The sequence below is a fragment of the Phycicoccus duodecadis genome (genome assembly GCF_002846495.1).
GTDB classification, from domain to species: domain Bacteria; phylum Actinomycetota; class Actinomycetes; order Actinomycetales; family Dermatophilaceae; genus Phycicoccus; species Phycicoccus duodecadis.
This window is the reverse complement of record NZ_PJNE01000001.1, coordinates 1,574,669-1,592,599: the sequence shown is the minus strand read 5'-3', so window position 1 is coordinate 1,592,599 and position 17,931 is coordinate 1,574,669. Positions and strand designations below refer to the sequence as shown.

Annotated in this window: 19 protein-coding genes; 8 read left to right on the top strand and 11 right to left on the bottom strand. The window is 73.0% G+C overall.

The genetic code is table 11. The features are described from left to right. The first annotated feature begins 5 nt into the window (after window positions 1–5). Together ATL31_RS07350 and ATL31_RS07345 are read left to right on the top strand one after the other, a co-directional pair. Window positions 6–629, top strand: coding sequence for a DUF47 domain-containing protein (locus ATL31_RS07350; protein ID WP_101395201.1), 624 nt, complete (start codon window positions 6–8; stop codon window positions 627–629). 5 nt (window positions 630–634) lie between these two features. Beyond that, window positions 635–1,630 carry an inorganic phosphate transporter gene (locus ATL31_RS07345; RefSeq protein WP_170062491.1) on the top strand — a complete coding sequence of 332 codons (996 nt, stop codon included), beginning with the start codon at window positions 635–637 and terminating at the stop codon, window positions 1,628–1,630. Between the two features lie 67 nt (window positions 1,631–1,697). On the opposite strand, the gene ATL31_RS07340 is transcribed toward ATL31_RS07345, so the two are convergent. The 9 genes from ATL31_RS07340 to ATL31_RS07300 all read right to left on the bottom strand — a co-directional run bounded on the left by ATL31_RS07340 (window position 1,698) and on the right by ATL31_RS07300 (window position 12,263). Further along, a complete protein-coding gene (locus ATL31_RS07340; RefSeq protein ID WP_101395200.1) occupies window positions 1,698–2,738 on the bottom strand; it encodes a hypothetical protein in 1,041 nt (346 codons plus the stop codon). A gap of 177 nt (window positions 2,739–2,915) precedes the next feature. Continuing rightward, window positions 2,916–3,692: a phosphate ABC transporter ATP-binding protein PstB gene (gene pstB / locus ATL31_RS07335; RefSeq protein ID WP_101395199.1), complete on the bottom strand. Its 777-nt coding sequence runs from the start codon at window positions 3,690–3,692 to the stop codon at window positions 2,916–2,918. A gap of 46 nt (window positions 3,693–3,738) precedes the next feature. Further along, window positions 3,739–4,665: a phosphate ABC transporter permease PstA gene (gene pstA / locus ATL31_RS07330; RefSeq protein WP_101395198.1), complete on the bottom strand. Its 927-nt coding sequence runs from the start codon at window positions 4,663–4,665 to the stop codon at window positions 3,739–3,741. Beyond that, window positions 4,662–5,660, bottom strand: coding sequence for a phosphate ABC transporter permease subunit PstC (gene pstC, locus ATL31_RS07325; protein ID WP_101395197.1), 999 nt, complete (start codon window positions 5,658–5,660; stop codon window positions 4,662–4,664). The genes pstA and pstC overlap by 4 nt, the downstream gene beginning before the upstream one ends. Before the next feature lie 136 nt (window positions 5,661–5,796). After that, a complete protein-coding gene (gene pstS / locus ATL31_RS07320; RefSeq protein WP_101395196.1) occupies window positions 5,797–6,930 on the bottom strand; it encodes a phosphate ABC transporter substrate-binding protein PstS in 1,134 nt (377 codons plus the stop codon). A gap of 247 nt (window positions 6,931–7,177) precedes the next feature. Then, entirely contained in the window at window positions 7,178–8,122 is a 945-nt protein-coding gene (locus ATL31_RS07315) for an NUDIX hydrolase (RefSeq protein WP_101395195.1), read from the bottom strand. A gap of 11 nt (window positions 8,123–8,133) precedes the next feature. After that, window positions 8,134–10,452, bottom strand: coding sequence for an RNA degradosome polyphosphate kinase (locus tag ATL31_RS07310; RefSeq protein WP_101395194.1), 2,319 nt, complete (start codon window positions 10,450–10,452; stop codon window positions 8,134–8,136). A gap of 169 nt (window positions 10,453–10,621) precedes the next feature. Beyond that, entirely contained in the window at window positions 10,622–11,554 is a 933-nt protein-coding gene (mshD, locus tag ATL31_RS07305) for a mycothiol synthase (RefSeq protein WP_101395193.1), read from the bottom strand. Between the two features lies 1 nt (window position 11,555). Then, a complete protein-coding gene (locus ATL31_RS07300; protein WP_101395192.1) occupies window positions 11,556–12,263 on the bottom strand; it encodes a winged helix-turn-helix transcriptional regulator in 708 nt (235 codons plus the stop codon). A gap of 66 nt (window positions 12,264–12,329) precedes the next feature. Here ATL31_RS07300 and ATL31_RS07295 point away from each other — a divergent pair, with 66 nt between their 5' ends. Both ATL31_RS07295 and ATL31_RS07290 read left to right on the top strand, forming a co-directional pair. Beyond that, entirely contained in the window at window positions 12,330–12,581 is a 252-nt protein-coding gene (locus tag ATL31_RS07295; protein WP_245862036.1) for a MoaD/ThiS family protein, read from the top strand. 16 nt (window positions 12,582–12,597) lie between these two features. Continuing rightward, window positions 12,598–13,431, top strand: a complete 834-nt coding sequence (locus ATL31_RS07290) for a hypothetical protein (protein WP_101395190.1) — start codon at window positions 12,598–12,600, stop codon at window positions 13,429–13,431. A gap of 30 nt (window positions 13,432–13,461) precedes the next feature. Here ATL31_RS07290 and ATL31_RS07285 read toward each other — a convergent pair whose 3' ends face one another. Then, complete coding sequence (locus ATL31_RS07285) at window positions 13,462–13,833, bottom strand: DsrE family protein (protein ID WP_101395189.1); 372 nt, start codon at window positions 13,831–13,833, stop codon at window positions 13,462–13,464. 12 nt (window positions 13,834–13,845) lie between these two features. Between ATL31_RS07285 and ATL31_RS07280 the strand changes: the two genes are divergently transcribed. Then, window positions 13,846–14,355 (top strand): heme-binding beta-barrel domain-containing protein, encoded by a 510-nt coding sequence (locus ATL31_RS07280; protein ID WP_101395188.1) that lies wholly within the window; start codon window positions 13,846–13,848, stop codon window positions 14,353–14,355. A gap of 37 nt (window positions 14,356–14,392) precedes the next feature. On the opposite strand, the gene ATL31_RS07275 is transcribed toward ATL31_RS07280, so the two are convergent. Continuing rightward, entirely contained in the window at window positions 14,393–15,496 is a 1,104-nt protein-coding gene (locus ATL31_RS07275) for an LCP family protein (RefSeq protein WP_245862034.1), read from the bottom strand. Window positions 15,497–15,553: 57 nt separating this feature from the next. Here ATL31_RS07275 and ATL31_RS07270 point away from each other — a divergent pair, with 57 nt between their 5' ends. From ATL31_RS07270 to ATL31_RS07260, 3 genes are read left to right on the top strand one after another with little or no spacing between them, the layout of a single operon-like run. Then, entirely contained in the window at window positions 15,554–15,973 is a 420-nt protein-coding gene (locus ATL31_RS07270; RefSeq protein ID WP_101395187.1) for a Fur family transcriptional regulator, read from the top strand. Next, window positions 15,970–16,998 (top strand): CAF17-like 4Fe-4S cluster assembly/insertion protein YgfZ, encoded by a 1,029-nt coding sequence (gene ygfZ, locus ATL31_RS07265; protein WP_101395186.1) that lies wholly within the window; start codon window positions 15,970–15,972, stop codon window positions 16,996–16,998. The genes ATL31_RS07270 and ygfZ overlap by 4 nt, the downstream gene beginning before the upstream one ends. A gap of 50 nt (window positions 16,999–17,048) precedes the next feature. After that, window positions 17,049–17,903 carry a beta-keto acid cleavage family enzyme gene (locus tag ATL31_RS07260; RefSeq protein ID WP_101395185.1) on the top strand — a complete coding sequence of 285 codons (855 nt, stop codon included), beginning with the start codon at window positions 17,049–17,051 and terminating at the stop codon, window positions 17,901–17,903. Window positions 17,904–17,931 lie beyond the last annotated feature (28 nt).

The window sequence follows — 17,931 nt, the reverse complement described above, 5'->3', positions numbered from 1 at the left end:
GAACCGTGGGCTTTCGCCTCACCCCGCAGGACCCGACGTTCTACGCGCTGTTCGCCACCTCGGCCCAGCAGCTGGTCGAGGGTGCCCGCGAGCTGACCCTGCTGCTGGGGGCCGACGCCGACGAGCGCGAGGACATCCTGCGCCGGATGCACGACATCGAGGCCGCGTCCGACGAGGCCACGCACGAGATCATCCGCCGCGTCGCCGGCTCGTTCGTCACCCCGTTCGACCGGGCCGACATGCACACGCTGGCGATCGCGCTCGAGCAGTGCGTCGACCTGATGGAGGCCGCGGTCGACCTGATCGTGCTCTACCAGGTCGACGAGGTGCTGCCGCGGGTCGCCAAGCAGGTCGAGATCATCTCGCGGATGGCCGAGCTGACGGTCGACGCGATGCCCAGGATGCGCTCGCTGAAGGAGCTCGGCGACTACTGGGTCGAGGTGAACCGGCTCGAGAACCGCGCCAACAAGCAGTACCGCCGGATGCTGGCCGACCTCTTCAACGTCAAGAAGGCCGACCCCCTGACGGTGATGAAGCACAAGGACATCATCGACGCGCTCGAGGCCACCGCCAACGGCTTCGAGCACGTGGCGCTCACGCTCGAGGCGATCGCGGTCCGGGAGTCCTGACCGTCGTGGACTGGTGGCCCGTCGCGCTCGTCGTCGTCCTCGCGATGGGCTTCACCTACACCAACGGCTTCCACGACGCGGCGAACGCCATCGCGACCTCGGTGACGACGCGGGCCCTCACCCCGCGCATCGCGCTGGGTCTCGGGGCCGTGATGAACCTCCTCGGCGCGTTCGCCGGGATGCGCGTCGCCGAGACCATCGGCTCCGACATCGTGGTGGTGCCCACCGGGGCCACCGGGATCGTGCTGTGCGTCGGGGCCCTCGTGGGGGCCACCGGGTGGAACCTGCTGACCTGGTGGCGGGGGCTGCCCTCGTCGTCGACGCACGCCCTGGTGGGCGGGCTCGGGGGCGCGGCGCTGGCGGCCGGGGCGAGCGTGCAGTGGGGGAGCGTGCGCGACAAGGTCGCGATCCCGATGGTGGTGTCGCCGGTGGTGGGCGTCGTGGGCGGCTTCCTGGTGATGACCGCCATCCTGTGGATCTTCCGGCGGGCCTCGCCGGGGCCCACGGCGCGGGGCTTCCGGTACGCCCAGACGGTCTCGGCCGCGGCGATGGCGTTCGGGCACGGGATGCAGGACGCGACCAAGACGGCCGGCGTGGTGGCGCTCGCCCTGGTGGCGGCCGGGCACCAGCCGGCGGACGACCCCTCGGTGCCGCTGTGGGTGATCGCGCTGTCGGCGGTGGTGCTCAGCCTGGGCTCGGCGGCCGGGGGATGGCGGATCATGCGCACGCTCGGGCGCGGCATCATCCACCTCGACCCGCCGCAGGGCTTCGCGGCCGAGGCCACGGCGGCCTCGGTGCTGTACGTGGCGACGGCCACCGGCGCGCCCATCTCGACGACGCACGCCATCACCGCAGCCATCACCGGGGTGGGCGCGACGCGGTCGGCCAAGGCCGTGCGGTGGGGCGTGGCGCGCTCGATCGTGCTGGCCTGGGTGCTCACCTTCCCCGGGGCCGGGCTGGCCGCGGCGCTCGTCTACGGGCTGCTCTCGCCCCTCACCTGAGCGGGCCGCCCGCTCCGCCCTCATCCGCCCGGCCCCATCCACGACCTCGTGCGACATCGGTGCGGTTCTACGCGGCGGACGCCCAGAAATCCGTACCGATGTCGCACGAGGTCACGGGCGCCCCGCAGCAGGAGCAGGTGAAGGTGGCGCGGATGCGGCGCGGGTCGGTGCGCTGCACCTCGGAGCGCCACCGCGCGGTGACCAGCAGCTGCTGGCGCGTGATCTCCGTCGTGGTCCACCGCACCACCCCGACCCCGCACGAGCGCAGCCCCACCTCGCGCTCGCCGGCGGAGAGGACGCGGCCGGCCATGGCCTCCGGGCTGCGGTCCAGGGCAGGGTCGACATCGCCCAGATACTTGCCGCGGCCGTCGGCCTCGGCCACGACGCCGAGCTCGGGCCAGAAGCCGTCGACCCGACCGAGGAAGCGGTCGTGCTCGTCGCGGACGACGACCTGGGGCATCCACCGGGGCAGCTCGAGGCGCTCGAAGGCGGCGGCGGACCACGACTCCAGCCAGCCCTCACGCCGGGGGTCGAGCAGCCGGAGCACCTGGTCGGCGCGGGTGACCCCGGGCCAGTGGCGCTGGGTGTCGCGCATCGACCGGAGGGCCGCCGGCGAGGTCACGCCGGCGCGCACCGCGGCATCCGCGATGGCGAGAGCGTCACCGACCGAGAGGTGCCGCGCGCAGTCGACGACCGTGCGGGCGGGCACCGTGCGTCGTAGCCCGTCGACGGTCTCCGTGTGCTCGGCGGGGAGCTCGCCGCGCAGGAGGGTGGCCCACGCGCCGGGTGACCGCGAGCGGAGATGGTCGTCGACCGTGACGGCGGGCCTGGGGAAAGGGCCACGCGGGTTCGGCAGCGCGAGGGACAACGCCGCGCTAACGTGGCTCACGGCGCAGCCCGTGACCGCGCGCTGGGCGGCCGCCGCCATCAACGTGTGCCGGGAGACGGCATCCGTCGGCCAGCGGGCGGGATCGGCGTAGAGGCCGCGAGCGAGGCGGAGCAGCTGCCCGTTGCCCACCCCGGTGGACAGCCGCCGGGCGTCGAGCCGGAGGTCCGCCGCCTCTCGGGCGAGGAAGACGGCGGGAAGGGCGCCGAGGTCGAGGTGCATCGCCCGATGCTCGCCACACGAGCGGAGGGGCGGCAACGGCCCATGGCGCGCCTGTGGACGACGCCCCGCTCCGGCCGCCCCTGTGGATGACGGCTTCGTGCGACTTACACACGGTTCTCGCAGCCCCTCGCCGGCGAGAACGTGTGTAAGTCGCACGAAGTCGGGGTGGGGGGGCGGTCAGCCGAAGCGGCCGCTGATGTAGTCCTCGGTGGCCTTCTCGGTGGGGTTGGAGAAGATGCGCTGGGTGTCGCCGACCTCGACCAGCCGCCCGGGCTCACCGGTGGCCTTGAGGTTGAAGAACGCGGTCTGGTCCGAGACGCGGGCCGCCTGCTGCATGTTGTGCGTGACGATGACGATGGTGAAGTCGGACTTCAGGTCGTTGATGAGGTCCTCGATGGCCAGGGTCGAGATGGGGTCGAGGGCCGAGCACGGCTCGTCCATCAGCAGCACCTGCGGGTTCACGGCGATGGCGCGCGCGATGCACAGCCGCTGCTGCTGGCCGCCCGAGAGGCCCGCGCCCGGCTTGTCGAGCCGGTCCTTGACCTCGTTCCAGAGGTTGGCGCCCTGGAGGGAGCGCTCGACGACCTCGTCGAGCTTCTTCTTGTTCTTCATCCCGTTGAGCCTCAGTCCGGCGGCGACGTTGTCGCGGATGGACATGGTCGGGAACGGGTTCGGCCGCTGGAAGACCATCCCGACCGTGCGACGCACCGCCACCGGGTCGACCGTGGAGGCGTAGAGGTCCTCGTCGTCGAGCATGACCGAGCCGTCGACGCGGCCACCGGGGATGACCTCGTGCATCCGGTTCAGGGTGCGGAGCACGGTCGACTTGCCGCAGCCGGAGGGGCCGATGAACGAGGTGACGGAGCGGGGCTCCACCGTCATCGTCACCCCCTCGACGGCCTTGAAGTCGCCGTAGTAGATGTCGAGGTCCTTGACGTCGATGCGCTTGGCCATGGTGTCGGTGTCTCTTTCGTCCCGGGGTGGGGGGTCGGTGAGGCGGTCAGCCCTTGACCTTGCTGAACCGGCCGATGACGCGGCCCAGCAGGTTGAGGAGGAAGACGATGAGGATGAGGGTCAGGGACGCGCCCCACACGCGGTCGACGGCCGGCTGGAGGGCCTCGGTGCGGTCCTGGTTGATCATCGTGGGCAGCGTCGCCATCAGGCCGTTGAAGAGGTCGGTGGCGATGACCTTCGTGTACGGCCCCAGGATGATCAGCGGCGCGGTCTCGCCCATGACCCGGGCCAGACCGAGCAGGATCCCCGTGACGATGCCGGAGAACGCCGTGGGCACCACGACGCGCATGATGGTCTTCCACTTCGGCACGCCGAGCGCGTACGACGCCTCGCGCAGCTCGCTGGGGACCAGCTTGAGCATCTCCTCGGTGGAGCGCACGATCGTGGGGATCATCAGCAGCGTCAGGGCCAGGCAGACGGCGAACGCCACCCGCTGGAACCCGAAGGTGGTCACCCACAGCGCGTAGATGAAGAGGCCGGCCACGATCGAGGGCACCCCGGTCAGGATGTCGACCATGAAGGAGATGACCCGGGCCAGGCGCCCGCGCCCGTACTCGACGAGGTAGACGGCGGTCAGCACCCCGACCGGTACCGACATCAGCGCCGTCACCAGGGCCTGCACGAGCGTGCCCTGGATGGCGTGCACGGCCCCGCCGCCGACCCGACGCGAGGTGATGCCAGCCTGGCTGTTGGTCCACCACGTGGCGTCGAGGAGCATGTGGCCGCCCTTGACGAGCGTGGCGCCCAGGATCCAGGCCAGCGGGAGGACGGCCACGGCGAACGCCAGCCACATCAGGACGCGGGCGGTGAGGTCCTTGGCTGCGCGGCCGCCGGACTTCTCGCCGAGGCCGCCCCCGGGGGACGCCCCGGCCGCCGGAGGGGCGGCGGCGTGGTCGAGCTGCACGGTGCTCATTCGGTGAAGGCCTTCCTGCGCTCGATGACCACGCGGGCCGCGGCGTTGACGACGAAGGTCACGATGAAGAGGACGAGACCGGCGGCGATGTAGGCACCGGTCTTCTGCGGCGTGTCGAACTCGCCGGCGCCCTGGGCGATCCGCGACGCGAAGGTCGAGCCGCCGTTGAAGATCGAGAAGGTCCAGTCGGCGTTGGGGTTGAGGGTGGACAGCAGGATGAGCACCGCGAGCGTCTCACCGAGCGCTCGGCCCAGTCCCAGCATGGCGGCGCTGATGACCCCGGGCCGGCCGTAGGGCAGGACGGCGACGCGGATCATCTCCCACTGGGTCGCGCCCAGGGCGAGGGCGCCCTCCTTGTGGGTCGTCGGCACCTGCGCGAAGACCTCACGCGAGATGGCGGTGACGATCGGCAGGATCATGATCGCCAGGACCACGCCGGCGAACGCCAACGTGCTCTTGGCGCTGATGTTCTCGTTGGTGAACAGCGGGATCCAGCCCAGGGTCCGCTGCAGGACGTCGGCCACGGGCTGGAAGTAGTCGCCGGCGATCTTCAGCCCCCAGAAGCCGTAGACGATCGACGGGACGGCCGCCAGCAGGTCGATGGTGGAGGCCGCGGGCCGCGACAGCCACCGGGGCGCGTACTGGGTGATGAACAGGGCCACCGCCACCCCCAGCGGGACCGCGATCAGCATCGCGATGACCGACGTGACCAGCGTGCCCCACACCAGGTCGACGATGCCGAAGCGCGGGTGCTCGCCGCTGGGGTTCCACTCGCGGGAGAGGAGGAAGTTCGCCTCGTTCTTCATCAGCGACGGGACCGCCTGCCACAGCAGGAACAGACCGACCAGGGTCACGATGCCCACGACGAGCAGGCCGGAGCCCAGGGCCAGGCCGCCGAAGATCCGGTCGCCGAGCCGGCCGGTGGAGGCGCGGTCGCCGACGGGTCCGGAGGGGTCGTCGTCCACGGCCGAGCGGCCGGTGATGGAGGTGGTCACGGGGTCCTCACGACTTCCTGTGCGGGGCTGGTCGTTCTCGTGCCGATGGGGGCGGGCCGGTTCGCGGCCCGCCCCCGTGGCGGTTCCGGTCGGCCCCTCGCGGGGCCGGCCGGGCTGGCGCCGGAGCGCCGGTGGATCAGGAGATGGCCGCGATGGCGGTCTGGACCTTCTCCTCGATGGAGCTGGGCAGCGGCGCGTAGCCGATGTCCTCGAGGCTCTTCTGGGTGGCCGGGTCGGCGAAGTGCTTCAGGAAGCTCTTGACCTTGGTGGCCGTGGCACCATCCTTGTACTTCGAGCAGACGATCTCGTAGGTGACGAGCAGGATCGGGTAGGCGCCGGCCTGCTTGGTGGCGTAGTCGAGCTTGAGGCGCAGGTCGTTGCCCTGGCCGTCCTGCTTCGCGGCCTCGACGGCCTTGCCGACGCTCTCGCCGGTCAGCTCGACGGCGCCGCCGCCGTTGTCGACCTTGGCGACGCCGAGGTTGTTGTCCTTGGCGTAGCTCCACTCGACGTAGGTGATGCCACCGTCGGTGGACTTCACGCCCTCGGAGACACCGGCCGACTTCTCCTTGCCCTCACCGGCGGCCGGCCAGGACTTGGCGGGGTCGTAGCTCCACGCGTTCGGAGCGGCGGCCTTGAGGTACTTGGTGAAGTTCTCGGTCGTGCCCGACTCGTCGGAGCGGAAGAAGACCTTGATGGCGGTGCTGGGCAGGGTCACACCCGAGTTGACCGCGGCGATCTTCGGGTCGTTCCAGGTGGTGATCTTGCCGTCGAAGATCTGCGCCGCGACGTCGGGGGTCAGGGTCAGCGAGTCGACGCCCTTGACGTTGTAGGCGATCGCGATCGGGCCGGTGACCATCGGGATGTTCCACGCGGGCGAGCCGCAGGCCTTGGCGGCCTCGTCGGCCTCGACCTTGCCGTCCTTGGGCTCGGTCTTCAGCGCCGAGTCGGAGCCGGCGAAGTCGACCTGCCCGGCGATGAACTGCTTGATACCGGTGCCGGAGCCGCTGGGGTTGTAGTTCACCGTCGCCCCGGGGCAGGCGGCGCTGTAGGAGGCGGCGGCCTCCTCGATGGCGTTCTTCTGCGCGGACGAGCCCTCGGCGTTCAGGGTGCCCTCGAAGCAGTCGGCGGCGGGGGCCGACGAGGCTCCGGTGGAGCCGCTGGCGGAGGCGGAACCGCCACCGCTCGCGTTGTTGTCGGAGCCGCAGCCGGCGAGGGCGATGGAACCGACCAGGGCGAGGCTCGCCATCTGGCCGAGTCGAAGCGTCTTCACTGATGTACCTCTCGGAGGTGTCAAGGGGACGTGGGGCCGGGCGGCATCGCCCGACGTCCTGGACGGTAGGGACACCGGATGACGGCGCGGCCCGTCGTGGGTGAACGGCTCGTGAACGCCACCCGAGCACTTGCCGACGGGATGGTCAGGTGTCGGGGACGCCCGGGTGTGCTCGAGCGCGGAAGGACGGCCGGTCCGCTATGCCGCGGCCGGGACCGGGTGGGCGGACGGGGCGCGGGATGCGGCGTCAGGGCAGGTGGCGCTCGACGGCGACGACCCGGGCGTCGGCGCCGGCGCCGGCGACGTGGCAGACGAGCGCCTCGCCCTTGGCCAGCCGGTCGGCGCCGGCCTCGACCAGCCGGCCCCGGTGGGGTCCGGCGGCATCGCCGGTCAGCCCGACGAGCACGTCGACCAGGGCGGGCAGCACCGGCCCGTGCGAGCACACGGCCACGGGGCGGCCCCGGTCGAGGATCTTCTGCAGGCGGAGCACGGCGCCGGTGGGGTCGGCGGCGTAGCCCTCCTCGGAGAGCTCGTCGTGCCGGCGCAGCCGCCGGCCGGTCGCCGCGGCGTAGGGGGCGAGGGTCGCGGTGCAGCGCTCGGACGGCGAGCTGACCAGCCGGCGCACACCGAAGGCCTCCAGGACCGGGGCGAGGGTGCGGGCCCGGGCGCGGCCGCTGTCGTCGAGCGGACGCAGGCGGTCGTCATCCCCCTTCCAGGCTCCTCGTGGGACGGCGTGGGCGTGCCGCACCAGCGCCAGCGGCCAGGTCGTGAGGGTCCCCGCCTGGTGGTGGCGCACCAGCGCGCGCAGCTGGTCACGGTCGCGGGCGTAGTCGAGGCGGTCGTGGGCCGTGCGGGGGTCCAGCCACGCGACGTCGTCGATCTCGTTGACCAGGCGCCCGTCGCCGCCGGTGACCTCGGCCGCCCAGTACCGCACGACCTTCTCGGCCGGGCTGCCGTCGCGGGCCAGCACCGTGTAGCGGGCCTCCGGCAGGGGCACGCCCAGGCGGACCACCAGCCCGGTCTCCTCGTGCGTCTCGCGGGCCGCGGCCGGGGCCCACTCCTCGTCCGGGTCGAGCTTGCCCTTGGCCCACGACCAGTCGTCGTAGCGCGGTCGGTGCACCATCGCCACCTGGAGCCCGTGCTCGGACACGCGCCACGGGAGCGTCCCGGCCGCGGGGATCGACGTCGGCATGGAGGCGCCGGTCAGCGGCGCCGCGCCTTGCGGCGGCGCTTGGCGTGCATCTCGACCATGGCGGTCTGGAGGTCGTCGAGCGGGGTGCCGTCGGGGCCCAGGTGGTGGCGGGTCCAGCGGCCGTCGCCGCTCAGCACCCAGCGGGCGTAGCGCTCGGAGGCGCCGCGCTCGAGCAGCGATCGCAGGTCCTCGAGGTGGCGCTCGTCGGTGAGCCGGATGAGGGCCTCGACGCGGCGGTCGAGGTTGCGGTGCATCATGTCGGCGCTGCCGATGTAGACGACCGGGTCGCCGCCGCCGCCGAAGTAGAAGACCCGCGAGTGCTCGAGGAACCGGCCCAGCACCGAGTGCACCTCGATGGTCTCGGACAGCCCCGGCACGCCCGGGCGCAGCGAGCAGATGCCGCGCACCCACAGCACGACCCGGACGCCGGCCCGCGAGGCGCGGTAGAGGGCGTCGATGGTCTGCTCGTCGACGATCGAGTTGACCTTCCACAGGATCAGGCCGCTGCCCGGGGTGGCCCGCTCCTGCTCGATCTCCTGCTGGATGTGGGCGATCAGCCCGGCCCGCACCGAGCGCGGCGCCACGAGGAGGCGCTTGAACCGGCTGCGGGGCGCGATGCCCGAGAGCTGGTTGAACAGCCGCCCGAGGTCCTCACCCACCTGCTGGTCGTCGGTGAGCAGGCCGAGGTCCTCGTAGAGCCGCGCCGTCTTGGGGTTGTAGTTGCCGGTGCCGACGTGGCAGTAGCGGCGCAGCCCCTCGGCCTCCTGGCGGATGACCAGGCACAGCTTGGCGTGGGTCTTGAGCCCGACGATGCCGTAGACCACGTGCACGCCCGAGTGCTCGAGCTTGCGGGCCCACGAGATGTTGTTCTCCTCGTCGAAGCGCGCCTTGATCTCGACGACCGCGAGGACCTGCTTGCCCGCCTCGGCGGCGTCGATGAGGGCGTCGATGATCGGGCTGTCACCGCTGGTGCGGTAGAGCGTCTGCTTGATGGCCAGCACGTGCGGGTCGGACGCGGCCTGCTCGAGGAAGGCCTGCACCGACGTGGAGAACGAGTCGTAGGGGTGCTGGAGCAGGACGTCCTGCTTGCGGATGGAGGCGAAGATGTCACGCGCCTTGGCCGACTCGGTGGGCGCGAGGTCGGGGTTGGTCCGGGCCACGAACGGCTCGTAGTGCAGCTCCGAGCGCTCGAGGTCGGCGATGACGTTGAGCGCGCGCAGGTCGAGGGGCGCCGGCAGTCGGTAGACCTCGGACCCGGCCACGCCGAGCTCGCGCACGATGAGGTCGAGGACGTGGTCGTCCATCTCCTCCTCGACCTCGAGGCGCACCGGCGGCCCGAAGCGCCGGCGGGTGAGCTCGCGCTCGAGCGCCGTCAGCAGGTTCTCGGCGTCGTCCTCCTCGACCTCGAGGTCCTCGTTGCGGGTGACCCGGAAGGTGAACTGCTCGACGACGTCCATCCCGGGGAAGAGGTGGTCGAGGTGCGCCGCGATGACGTCCTCGAGCGGCACGAACCGGGTGTCGTACATGTCGGCCAGCGGCGACTCGTCGGGGCCCGGCTCGACCCGCACCAGGCGCGGCAGCATCGGGGGCACCTTGACGCGGGCGAAGTGCTCCTTGCCGGTCTTGGGGTTGACCAGGATGACGGCGAGGTTGAGCGAGAGCCCCGAGATGTACGGGAAGGGGTGCGCGGGGTCGACCGCCAGCGGGGTGAGCACGGGGAACAGCCGGTCGGTGAAGACCGAGGCCAGCCGGGCGTGCTCGTCGTCGGAGAGCTCGTCCCAGCGCACGATGGTGACGCCCTGGTCCTCGAGCGCCGGCCGGACCTGCTCGGCGTAGACGCGCGCGTGCATCGTCATCAGCTCGTGGGCCACGTGCGAGATCTGCTCGAGCACCTCGCGCGGCTCGAGCCCCGAGGCCGAGCGGACCGCGATGCCGGTGGCGATGCGGCGCTTCAGCCCCGCGACGCGCACCATGAAGAACTCGTCGAGGTTCTGGGCGAAGATCGCGAGGAAGCGCGCCCGCTCGAGGAGCGGCACGTGCTCGTCGGCGGCCAGCTGGAGCACCCGCTCGTTGAACTGGAGCCACGAGATCTCACGGTCGAGGAAGCGGTCGGCCGGCAGGCCGTGGTCCACCTCGGACGGGGGCTGCTGCGCGGCCCGGCTGAAGCGGCCGTTGGCGCTGCGGGGCTGGGCCTGGTGGCGGGTCTCGCTGGCGGAGGCGCTCGCGATCGAGACCTCGCTGACGATGGCCGCCTCGGCGGAGGCGTCGGCAGCGGTGTCGCGGGCGCTGGTGCCCGGCCTGTCCGGGGTGACTCGGGGCTCGGCCGTCATGCCTCCATCCTGTCAGGTCGGGCCCGGGCGGGTCAGGATCCGCGTCATCCCTGTGACGGCGCGGAAACCGGCCCAGGACGCGGATGCATCCGCGGGTCGCCGGAGGATCCGCGTCATCCCTGTGACGGCGGGGAAATGGGCGAGCGGTGCGGCGTCGGGGCCGGCCCGGTCAGGTGGCGGCGACGGTGTACTGCACGTCGAGCGCGACGTCCTCGAAGCCGAGGCGGCCGTACGTGCGGCGGGCTGCGGTGTTGTCGCCATCGACGTAGAGGTCGACCGTGGCCAGCCCCCGGCGTGCGAGGTGGGCCAGGCCCAGCCCGGTCAGGGGCCCACCGAGCCCACGGCCCTGCTCGGCCGGGTCGACCCCCACCACATAGACCTCCCCGGTCCCGCTCCTCGCTGCGCTCGGATCGGAACCGTGGGCCCGCCCTGCCGTGGAGCCGGGCTCGACCTTGGTCCAGTGGAACGCCACGAGCCGGCCCTCGCGCTCGACCAGGAGGAAGCCGGCGGCGTCGAACCAGGGCTGCGCCATCCGCTCGTGCAGGTCGTCGAGGGTGAGCCGGCCCTGCTCGCGGTGATGGGCGAAGGCGGCGGCGTTGAGGCGCACCCAGTCGTGGTCGTCGCGCCCCGGCTGGAACGCACGTACCGAGTACCCCTGCGGCAGAACCGGGTCGGCGGCATCGGCGTCGGCGAGCGGGCGCTCCATCCGATACAGCTCACGGCTGCGGGCCAGCCCGGCGGAGGCCGCCAGGGCCCGCGCGCCCTCGAGGTCGCCGTGGGCCCAGACGCTGCGCGCCCCGGCACCGACCGCGGCGTCCAGCAGCGCCCGCCCGTGGCCCACCCGGCGGGCGGACTGGTCGACCACGAGCTCGGCGGCGGCGTCGGGGGTCCCGGCCGCGGCCACCTGCGCGTACCCGACCAGCACGCCGTCGTCGGCGCGGCGCAGCAGGTGCACCACGCCGTCACGCGACGGGCCCAGGGCCAGGCGGAAGGCCTCGGACACCGCGCCGACCCCGTCGACGTCGGCCGCCCGCGACGCGAGCGCGAGCACCTCGGCCGTACCCGAGTCGTCGACGGCGTCGAGCCGCTCGGTCGCCGCCACGTCAGCCGTCGACCTGCTGGAGCTCGTCGAGCTCGGCGGCCGCCTCGGGGACGAACCGGTAGCCGACGTTGCGCACGGTGCCGATGAGCAGCTCGTGCTCGATGCCGAGCTTGGCCCGCAGCCGCCGCACGTGGACGTCGACGGTGCGGGTGCCGCCGAAGTAGTCGTAGCCCCACACCTCCTGGAGCAGCTGCGAGCGCGTGAACACCCGGCCCGGATGCTGCGCCAGGTACTTCAGCAGCTCGAACTCCTTGTAGGTGAGGTCGAGCAGGCGCCCGCGCAGCCGCACGGAGTAGGTCGTCTCGTCGATGACCAGCGACCCGGCGGTGATGGGGCCACCCTCCTGGGGGTCGGTCTCCGCCCGGCGCCCGATGGCCAGCCGCAGCCGGGCCTCGACCTCGGCGGGGCCGGCGGTGTCGAGGATGACGTCGTCGACCCCCCACTCGCTGGTGAGGCCCGCGAGCCCGCCCTCGGTGACGACCACGACGAGCGGAGCCGCGACCCCCGTGGTGGTGAGCACCCGGCACAGCGACCTGGCCATGGCCAGCTCCCGGCGGGCGTCGACCACCACGGCGTCGGCGTCCGGGGCGTCGACCAGGGCGGACGCCTCGGCCGGAAGGATGCGAACATGGTGGCTGAGGAGCCCGAGCGCCGGAAGGACCTCGGCGCTGGGCGCCAAGGTGTTCGTCAGCAGCAACAGGTGGGCCATCGCCCCCCAGGATAGGCGGTCATGGAACCAGGGCAGCAGGACGCACACACCCGTGGGACGGCGTCCGTGGCGACGGCCACGGTCACCGTCCGCTTCTGGGCGGGCGCTCGCGCGGCCACCGGGATCGACGCCGCAGAGGTGGAGGCGCCGCCCACGGTCGGCGGCCTCCAGGCGGCCCTGGTCGCGGCACATCCGGCCCTGGAGGCGGTCCTGCCGGTCTGCACGCTCCTGGTCGACGGCCTCGCCGCCTCCGGCCCCGACGCCGCGCTGGCGCCCGGTGCGCTGGTCGAGGTGCTCCCGCCCTTCGCCGGTGGGTGATGCGAGGATGCCCGACGTGGACCAGCAGACGGCCGAGACCCGCGCCAGTCGCCGGGCCCGGCGCGAGGCGTCCCTGAGGGCACCGCTGCTGCCGGCCATGGCCACGGTGCCGCGGCCGGTCGTCGTCGTCGCGAGCATCGTGCTGTGCACCCTGGTCATCCCGGCGGTGCGGACCGACCCGGTGCTGGTGGCTGCCGCCCTGGCGTGGTGCGGGCTGGTCCTGTCGTGGGGCTGGCCGCGGCTGCTGGGCAGCTCGAGCCGGTTCGGCGCGTCCCTGGCGGTCGGGGTCACCGCCGTCCTGGCCCCGGTGTCGGCCGTGCTGCCCGACGGGGTCCCCGGCCTGCGCCTGGTCCCGGTGGCGCTCGCGGTGGGCCTGGGCCTGATGTTCGTGCACCAGATCCTGCGTCGCGACGGCCGCCCGCGTCTCACCGAGTCGATCGGCATCACCGCCTTCGGGCTCGCCCTGGTCGCGGTGGGCACGACGTGGCTGCCGCTCACGGGCGACGTCCGCCGGGCCGACCTCGCCATCGCGGCCTTCGCCGCCGTGGCGGTCTCCTCGCTGGTCGACCTCGTCGTCGGCTACGTGCGGCTGCGGCCGTGGCTGCTGCCGCTGGCGATGGTGCTGGGTGGTGCCACCGGGCTGGTCTGCGCGAGCGTCCTGGGCGCGCCGTCGGCGTCGGCGGCCGCGCTGGTGGGCCTCCTGTCGGCCGCCGTCTCGCACGCGCTGCGCCGGGTGCTCTCGGTGCTGCCGCCGGTCACCTCGATGCGCGGGCAGCTGGCCTCGGCGGCGGCCGGCGTCCTCGTCCCCGGCGTCGTGGCGTACGGCGTCGCGCTCGCGCTCGTCGGCTGAGGCCTCGCGCTCGTCGGCTGAGACCGGGCGTCAGTAGACGAGGGCGCGCGCCCGGGGCGCCACGACCTCCTCGACGAAGGCCGCCGCCCCCCGGATGACCGCCCCCGCGACCAGGTCGGCCTCGACCAGGCCGCGGCGGGCCGCGCACTGCCCGCACACGGTCAGGCGGCCACCCTCGAGCACCGCGTCGCGCAGCTCGGCCAGCGCGGCCGCGTGCGGCAGGAGGAGCTCCTCGGCCCGCCCCGGCACCGCCATCCAGGTGGCCTCGCCCGTGAGCCAGAGGCTGACCGCGAGCCCGGAGGCCAGCGCCGTGGCGGCCACCGTGAAGCCCTGGTTGAGCCGTTCGAGGGCCTCGGGGCCGCAGGTGACCTTGACGACGAGGCTGCTCGCGGAGGAGTCCATAGACTGGAGCGTATGGTCTTCCAGCTCGACACCACCCTGCACGCCGACCTCGCCCCCCTCGCCTGGCTCGTGGGCCGCTGGGCGGGCGCCGGGCTCGTGGGCTACCCCACCATCGAGTCGGCCCGGTTCGGGCAGGAGATCGTGTGCAGCCACGACGGCCGCCGCTTCCTGCGCTGGGAGTCACGCACCTGGCTCCTCGACGAGGACGGCAACCAGGTGCGCCCGCTGGCGACCGAGCTCGGCTTCTGGCGCCCGGTCACCGAGGCCACCGACGGCACCAACGTCGAGCTGCTGCTGGCGCATCCCACGGGCTTCGTCGAGATGTACGCCGGCCACGCCGAGCCCGCCAAGGTCGAGCTGCGCACCGACGGCGTCATGCGCAGCCCCGAGGCCAAGGAGTACACCGCGGCCCACCGGCTCTACGGCTACGTCGACAGCGGGCTGATGTGGGTCATGGACATGGCCGCGGTCGACCAGCCGCTGCAGTCGCACGTCTCGGCCGAGCTCAAGCGCGTCGAGTGACCCGCCCGGGGGGCTCGCCTCCGGGCATCGGGGCGGGTCAGGGCGTCTGGAAGACGTCCAGGTAGGTGTCCATGGTGTCCGTGCGCAGGGCCTTGCCGAGTAGGGCCATCTTCGCGGGGTCGACGACGTCGATGCTGCCGGCCACCGGGTCCATCGTGAACCCGGTGAAGGGCGCGGTCGCGAACACGACGTCGTTGCCGCGGATGCCCTTGAGCGCCAGGGCGTAGTCCTTCATCTGGCTGACGCCGAGGTTCTGGTCGACCACCAGGTTGGTCGTCGCGGCGTCGGTGAACCGGGCGACCGTGAGCGGGTTCCGCAGGGTCTCGGCACTCGTGGCCTTGAGCAGCAGGGCCTTGATGAACGCCAGCTGGCGGCGGCCACGCGAGATGTCCCCCTCGCTCAGCTCGTAGCGCTCGCGGACGAAGCCCAGGGCCTCGGCGCCGTCGAAGTCGTTCCAGCCCTTCTTGACCACGGTGCCGCCGTTGCCCGAGGCGTTGTTGGCCTCCTCGGCATACACGCGCACGCCGCCGACCGCGTCGGTCATGGCCTTGAAGCCGCCGAAGTCGGTGCGGGCCACGTGGTCGATGCGGATGCCGAGCAGGTCCTGCAGCGTGCGGACCAGCAGCGGCTCGCCGCCGAAGGCGTAGGCGGCGTTGATCTTGTTCTTGCCGTGCCCGGGGATCGACACGTACAGGTCGCGGGGGAAGTGGATCATCTGGATGGCCGTGGGGTCGGCCGGGACGTGGACGATGACGATGACGTCGGAGCGACCGCGGTCGGTCTTGCTGCGCCCGTCCGTACCGATCACCAGGAAGTTGGTGCCGACGCCCTTCGTGGGGATGGTGCTGCCGTCGGGGGCGGTGGTGGGGTTGTCCTGGGGCCCGGGCAGCAGCGCCTGCTGGGTCACGTTGCGGTCGACGGTGACGCCCAGGTACCCGGCGAAGCCGACCACCCCGGCCACGACCAACAGCACCGCGACCAGCAGCACGGTGAGGATGCGGCGGCCCCGGCGACCGCGCCCGTGCCGGCCCGGCGACTCGGGCGGTGTCCCGCCCGGCCCGGAGGGGTCGCCGGCACTCGGGTCGTCGTCGGCGTCGAAGCCCAGGGCGTCGAGCGTCGAGTCCGTTCGCGAGTCCGTCACCACCTCAGTGTAGGAAGCGATGCGGCCGGCCACCGGCGTCCGGCCTACATTGGAGTCGTGAGCGATCTCGGAGCGCAGCTGCGTGCGCGGGGCAAGCGGCTCACGACGCAGCGCGAGCGGGTGCTGGCCGCCGTGGGCCGGCTCGGCCACGCCACCCCCGACGAGATCACCGATTCGGTGGGTGACGACGGCGGTGCAGCGCTGCCGGTGTCGACCGTCTACCGCTCGCTCGACGCCCTCCAGGAGCTCGGGCTGGTCGGTCACACCCACGTCGACCACCGGTCGCCGAGCTACCACCTGGCCGAGCACGCCACCCACCTGCACGTGGTCTGCCGCGGCTGCGGCTGGGTCGGCGAGGTGCCGCTCCAGATGGCCGACGAGCTCGTCGCGCGCGTCGACGACCAGCTGGGCTTCGCCGCCGACGTGAGCCATGCCGCCGTGCACGGCCTGTGCCGAACCTGCCGGGAGGCATTGTGACCATCTCGCTCGACAACCCCTCGCCCCTGCTCGCGCGCCACGGCGCCGTCCAGGCGGATGCCGCCGATGCCGGCGTGGCCTCGCACTACGGCGACCCGATGCGCGAGCAGCGCCTGCTGGCGGAGGGCCTGGCCGTGGTCGACCTCTCGCACCGCGACGTCGTCACCGTCACCGGGCCCGACCGCCTCGGCTGGCTGCACTCGATGACGACCCAGGACCTCACCGGCCTGGAGCCGCGGCAGTCCCGCGAGACCCTGGTGCTCTCGCCGAAGGGGCACGTCGAGCACGCGCTGCACCTGGTCGACGACGGCACCACCACCTGGCTCTCGCTCGAGCCCGGCACGGCCCCGGCCCTGGTCGCGTGGCTGGAGTCGATGCGGTTCATGCTGCAGGTCGAGGTGGCTGACGTCACCGCCGACTGGGCGGTGCTCGGCGAGCCCATCGGCACCGAGTCGGTCGAGGGCGAGCCGTTGGCCTGGGTCGACCCGTGGCCCGGGCTGGTCGGCGACACCGTCGCGTACGGGCCGCTCGAGGGGCACCCCGCGGCCGGTCGCGCCTGGCGCGAGCTGCTGGTGCCCCGGGCGTCGCTCGAGGAGACCGTGGGCGACCGCCCGATGGCCGGCACCTGGGCCGCGGAGGCACTGCGGGTGGCGGCCTGGCGCCCACGACTCGGCGCCGAGACCGACCATCGCACCATCCCCCACGAGGTCGACTGGCTGCGCACCGCGGTGCACCTGCACAAGGGCTGCTATCGCGGCCAGGAGACCGTCGCGCGGGTGCACAACCTGGGGCGGCCGCCCCGGCGGCTGGTGTTCCTGCACCTCGACGGCTCCGGGCACGTCCTGCCCGACGCGGGGGCGGCGCTCGTGCACGACGGGCGCGAGGTCGGGCGGCTGACGAGCGTGGCGCGCCACCACGAGGACGGGCCGGTGGCACTGGCCGTCGTCAAGCGGTCGGTGCCGACGGACGTCGATCTTGTGGTCGGCGGGGTCTCGGCCGCACAGACGGTCGTCGTCACCGGCTGACGCCGTAGATCCTGCGGCGGAGCTGGGCGCGGGCCTGCCATGATGGGCGGATGACGACGCCGTCCGCCGCCACTGGCACCCTCATCACCGTCGCCCCCACCGGCGCCGAGCACGCCAAGGCCGACCTGCCGCAGCTGCCGACCACCCTCGACGAGCTGGTCGACACCGCGCGGCGCTGCGAGGCGGCCGGGGCCTCCCTCATCCACCTCCACATCCGCGACGGCGAGCACGCGCCGACGCTGGACGCCGGCTACCTGCGGGCCGCGGTCGAGGCCGTGCGCGAGGCGGGCGACCTGGTGGTGCAGCTGTCGACCGGGGGGTCGGTGCACGACCCGCTGGAGCAGCGCCTCACGGTGCTCGACGCCGAGCCCGACTCGTGCTCGCTCACGTGCGGCACGACGAACTTCGGCGACGACGTCTTCCTCAACCCGTGGCCGTTCATGAGCGAGCTGTACGTGCAGGCCCAGGAGCGCGAGATCGTGCCCGAGTTCGAGCTGTTCGACCTCGGGCACGTGCACGCGCTGCGGCGGCTGCTCGACACCCACGGGCTGCCGTTCGGCGGCCGGGTGCACGTCGACTTCGTGACCGGGGTGCCCGGGGGGATGCCGGCGACGACGGCCGCGCTGATGGCGGGGGTCGGGATGCTGCCGCCCGAGGTCACCTCGTGGTCGGCGACCGGCATCGGCCGCGGTCACCTGCCGATGATGGCGGCGGCCCTGTCGGCCGGCGGGCACCTGCGGGTGGGCATGGAGGACAACGTGGTGTTCCGGCGCGGACAGGTGGTCGGGCACAACGACGAGCTGGTCGCCCGCGCGGCCGAGCTCGCCGCGCTGATGCAGCGACCGGCGATGTCGACCGACGAGGCGCGGGCCCTGCTCGGCATCAAGGACCGCCGCCGCGGCTGAGTGCCGCGGGGCCCCGGCTGTCCGGGGG

Bases quoted from the DNA above. Each gene is read 5' to 3' on its own strand.
- ATL31_RS07340 (WP_101395200.1), bottom strand. From the start codon at position 2,738: ATGCACCTCGACCTCGGCGCCCTTCCCGCCGTCTTCCTCGCCCGAGAG.
- pstB (WP_101395199.1), bottom strand. From the start codon at position 3,692: ATGGCCAAGCGCATCGACGTCAAGGACCTCGACATCTACTACGGCGAC.
- pstA (WP_101395198.1), bottom strand. From the start codon at position 4,665: ATGAGCACCGTGCAGCTCGACCACGCCGCCGCCCCTCCGGCGGCCGGG.
- ATL31_RS07315 (WP_101395195.1), bottom strand. From the start codon at position 8,122: ATGCCGACGTCGATCCCCGCGGCCGGGACGCTCCCGTGGCGCGTGTCC.
- ATL31_RS07310 (WP_101395194.1), bottom strand. From the start codon at position 10,452: ATGACGGCCGAGCCCCGAGTCACCCCGGACAGGCCGGGCACCAGCGCC.
- ATL31_RS07300 (WP_101395192.1), bottom strand. From the start codon at position 12,263: ATGGCCCACCTGTTGCTGCTGACGAACACCTTGGCGCCCAGCGCCGAG.
- ATL31_RS07285 (WP_101395189.1), bottom strand. From the start codon at position 13,833: ATGGACTCCTCCGCGAGCAGCCTCGTCGTCAAGGTCACCTGCGGCCCC.
- ATL31_RS07280 (WP_101395188.1), top strand. From the start codon at position 13,846: ATGGTCTTCCAGCTCGACACCACCCTGCACGCCGACCTCGCCCCCCTC.
- ATL31_RS07260 (WP_101395185.1), top strand. From the start codon at position 17,049: ATGACGACGCCGTCCGCCGCCACTGGCACCCTCATCACCGTCGCCCCC.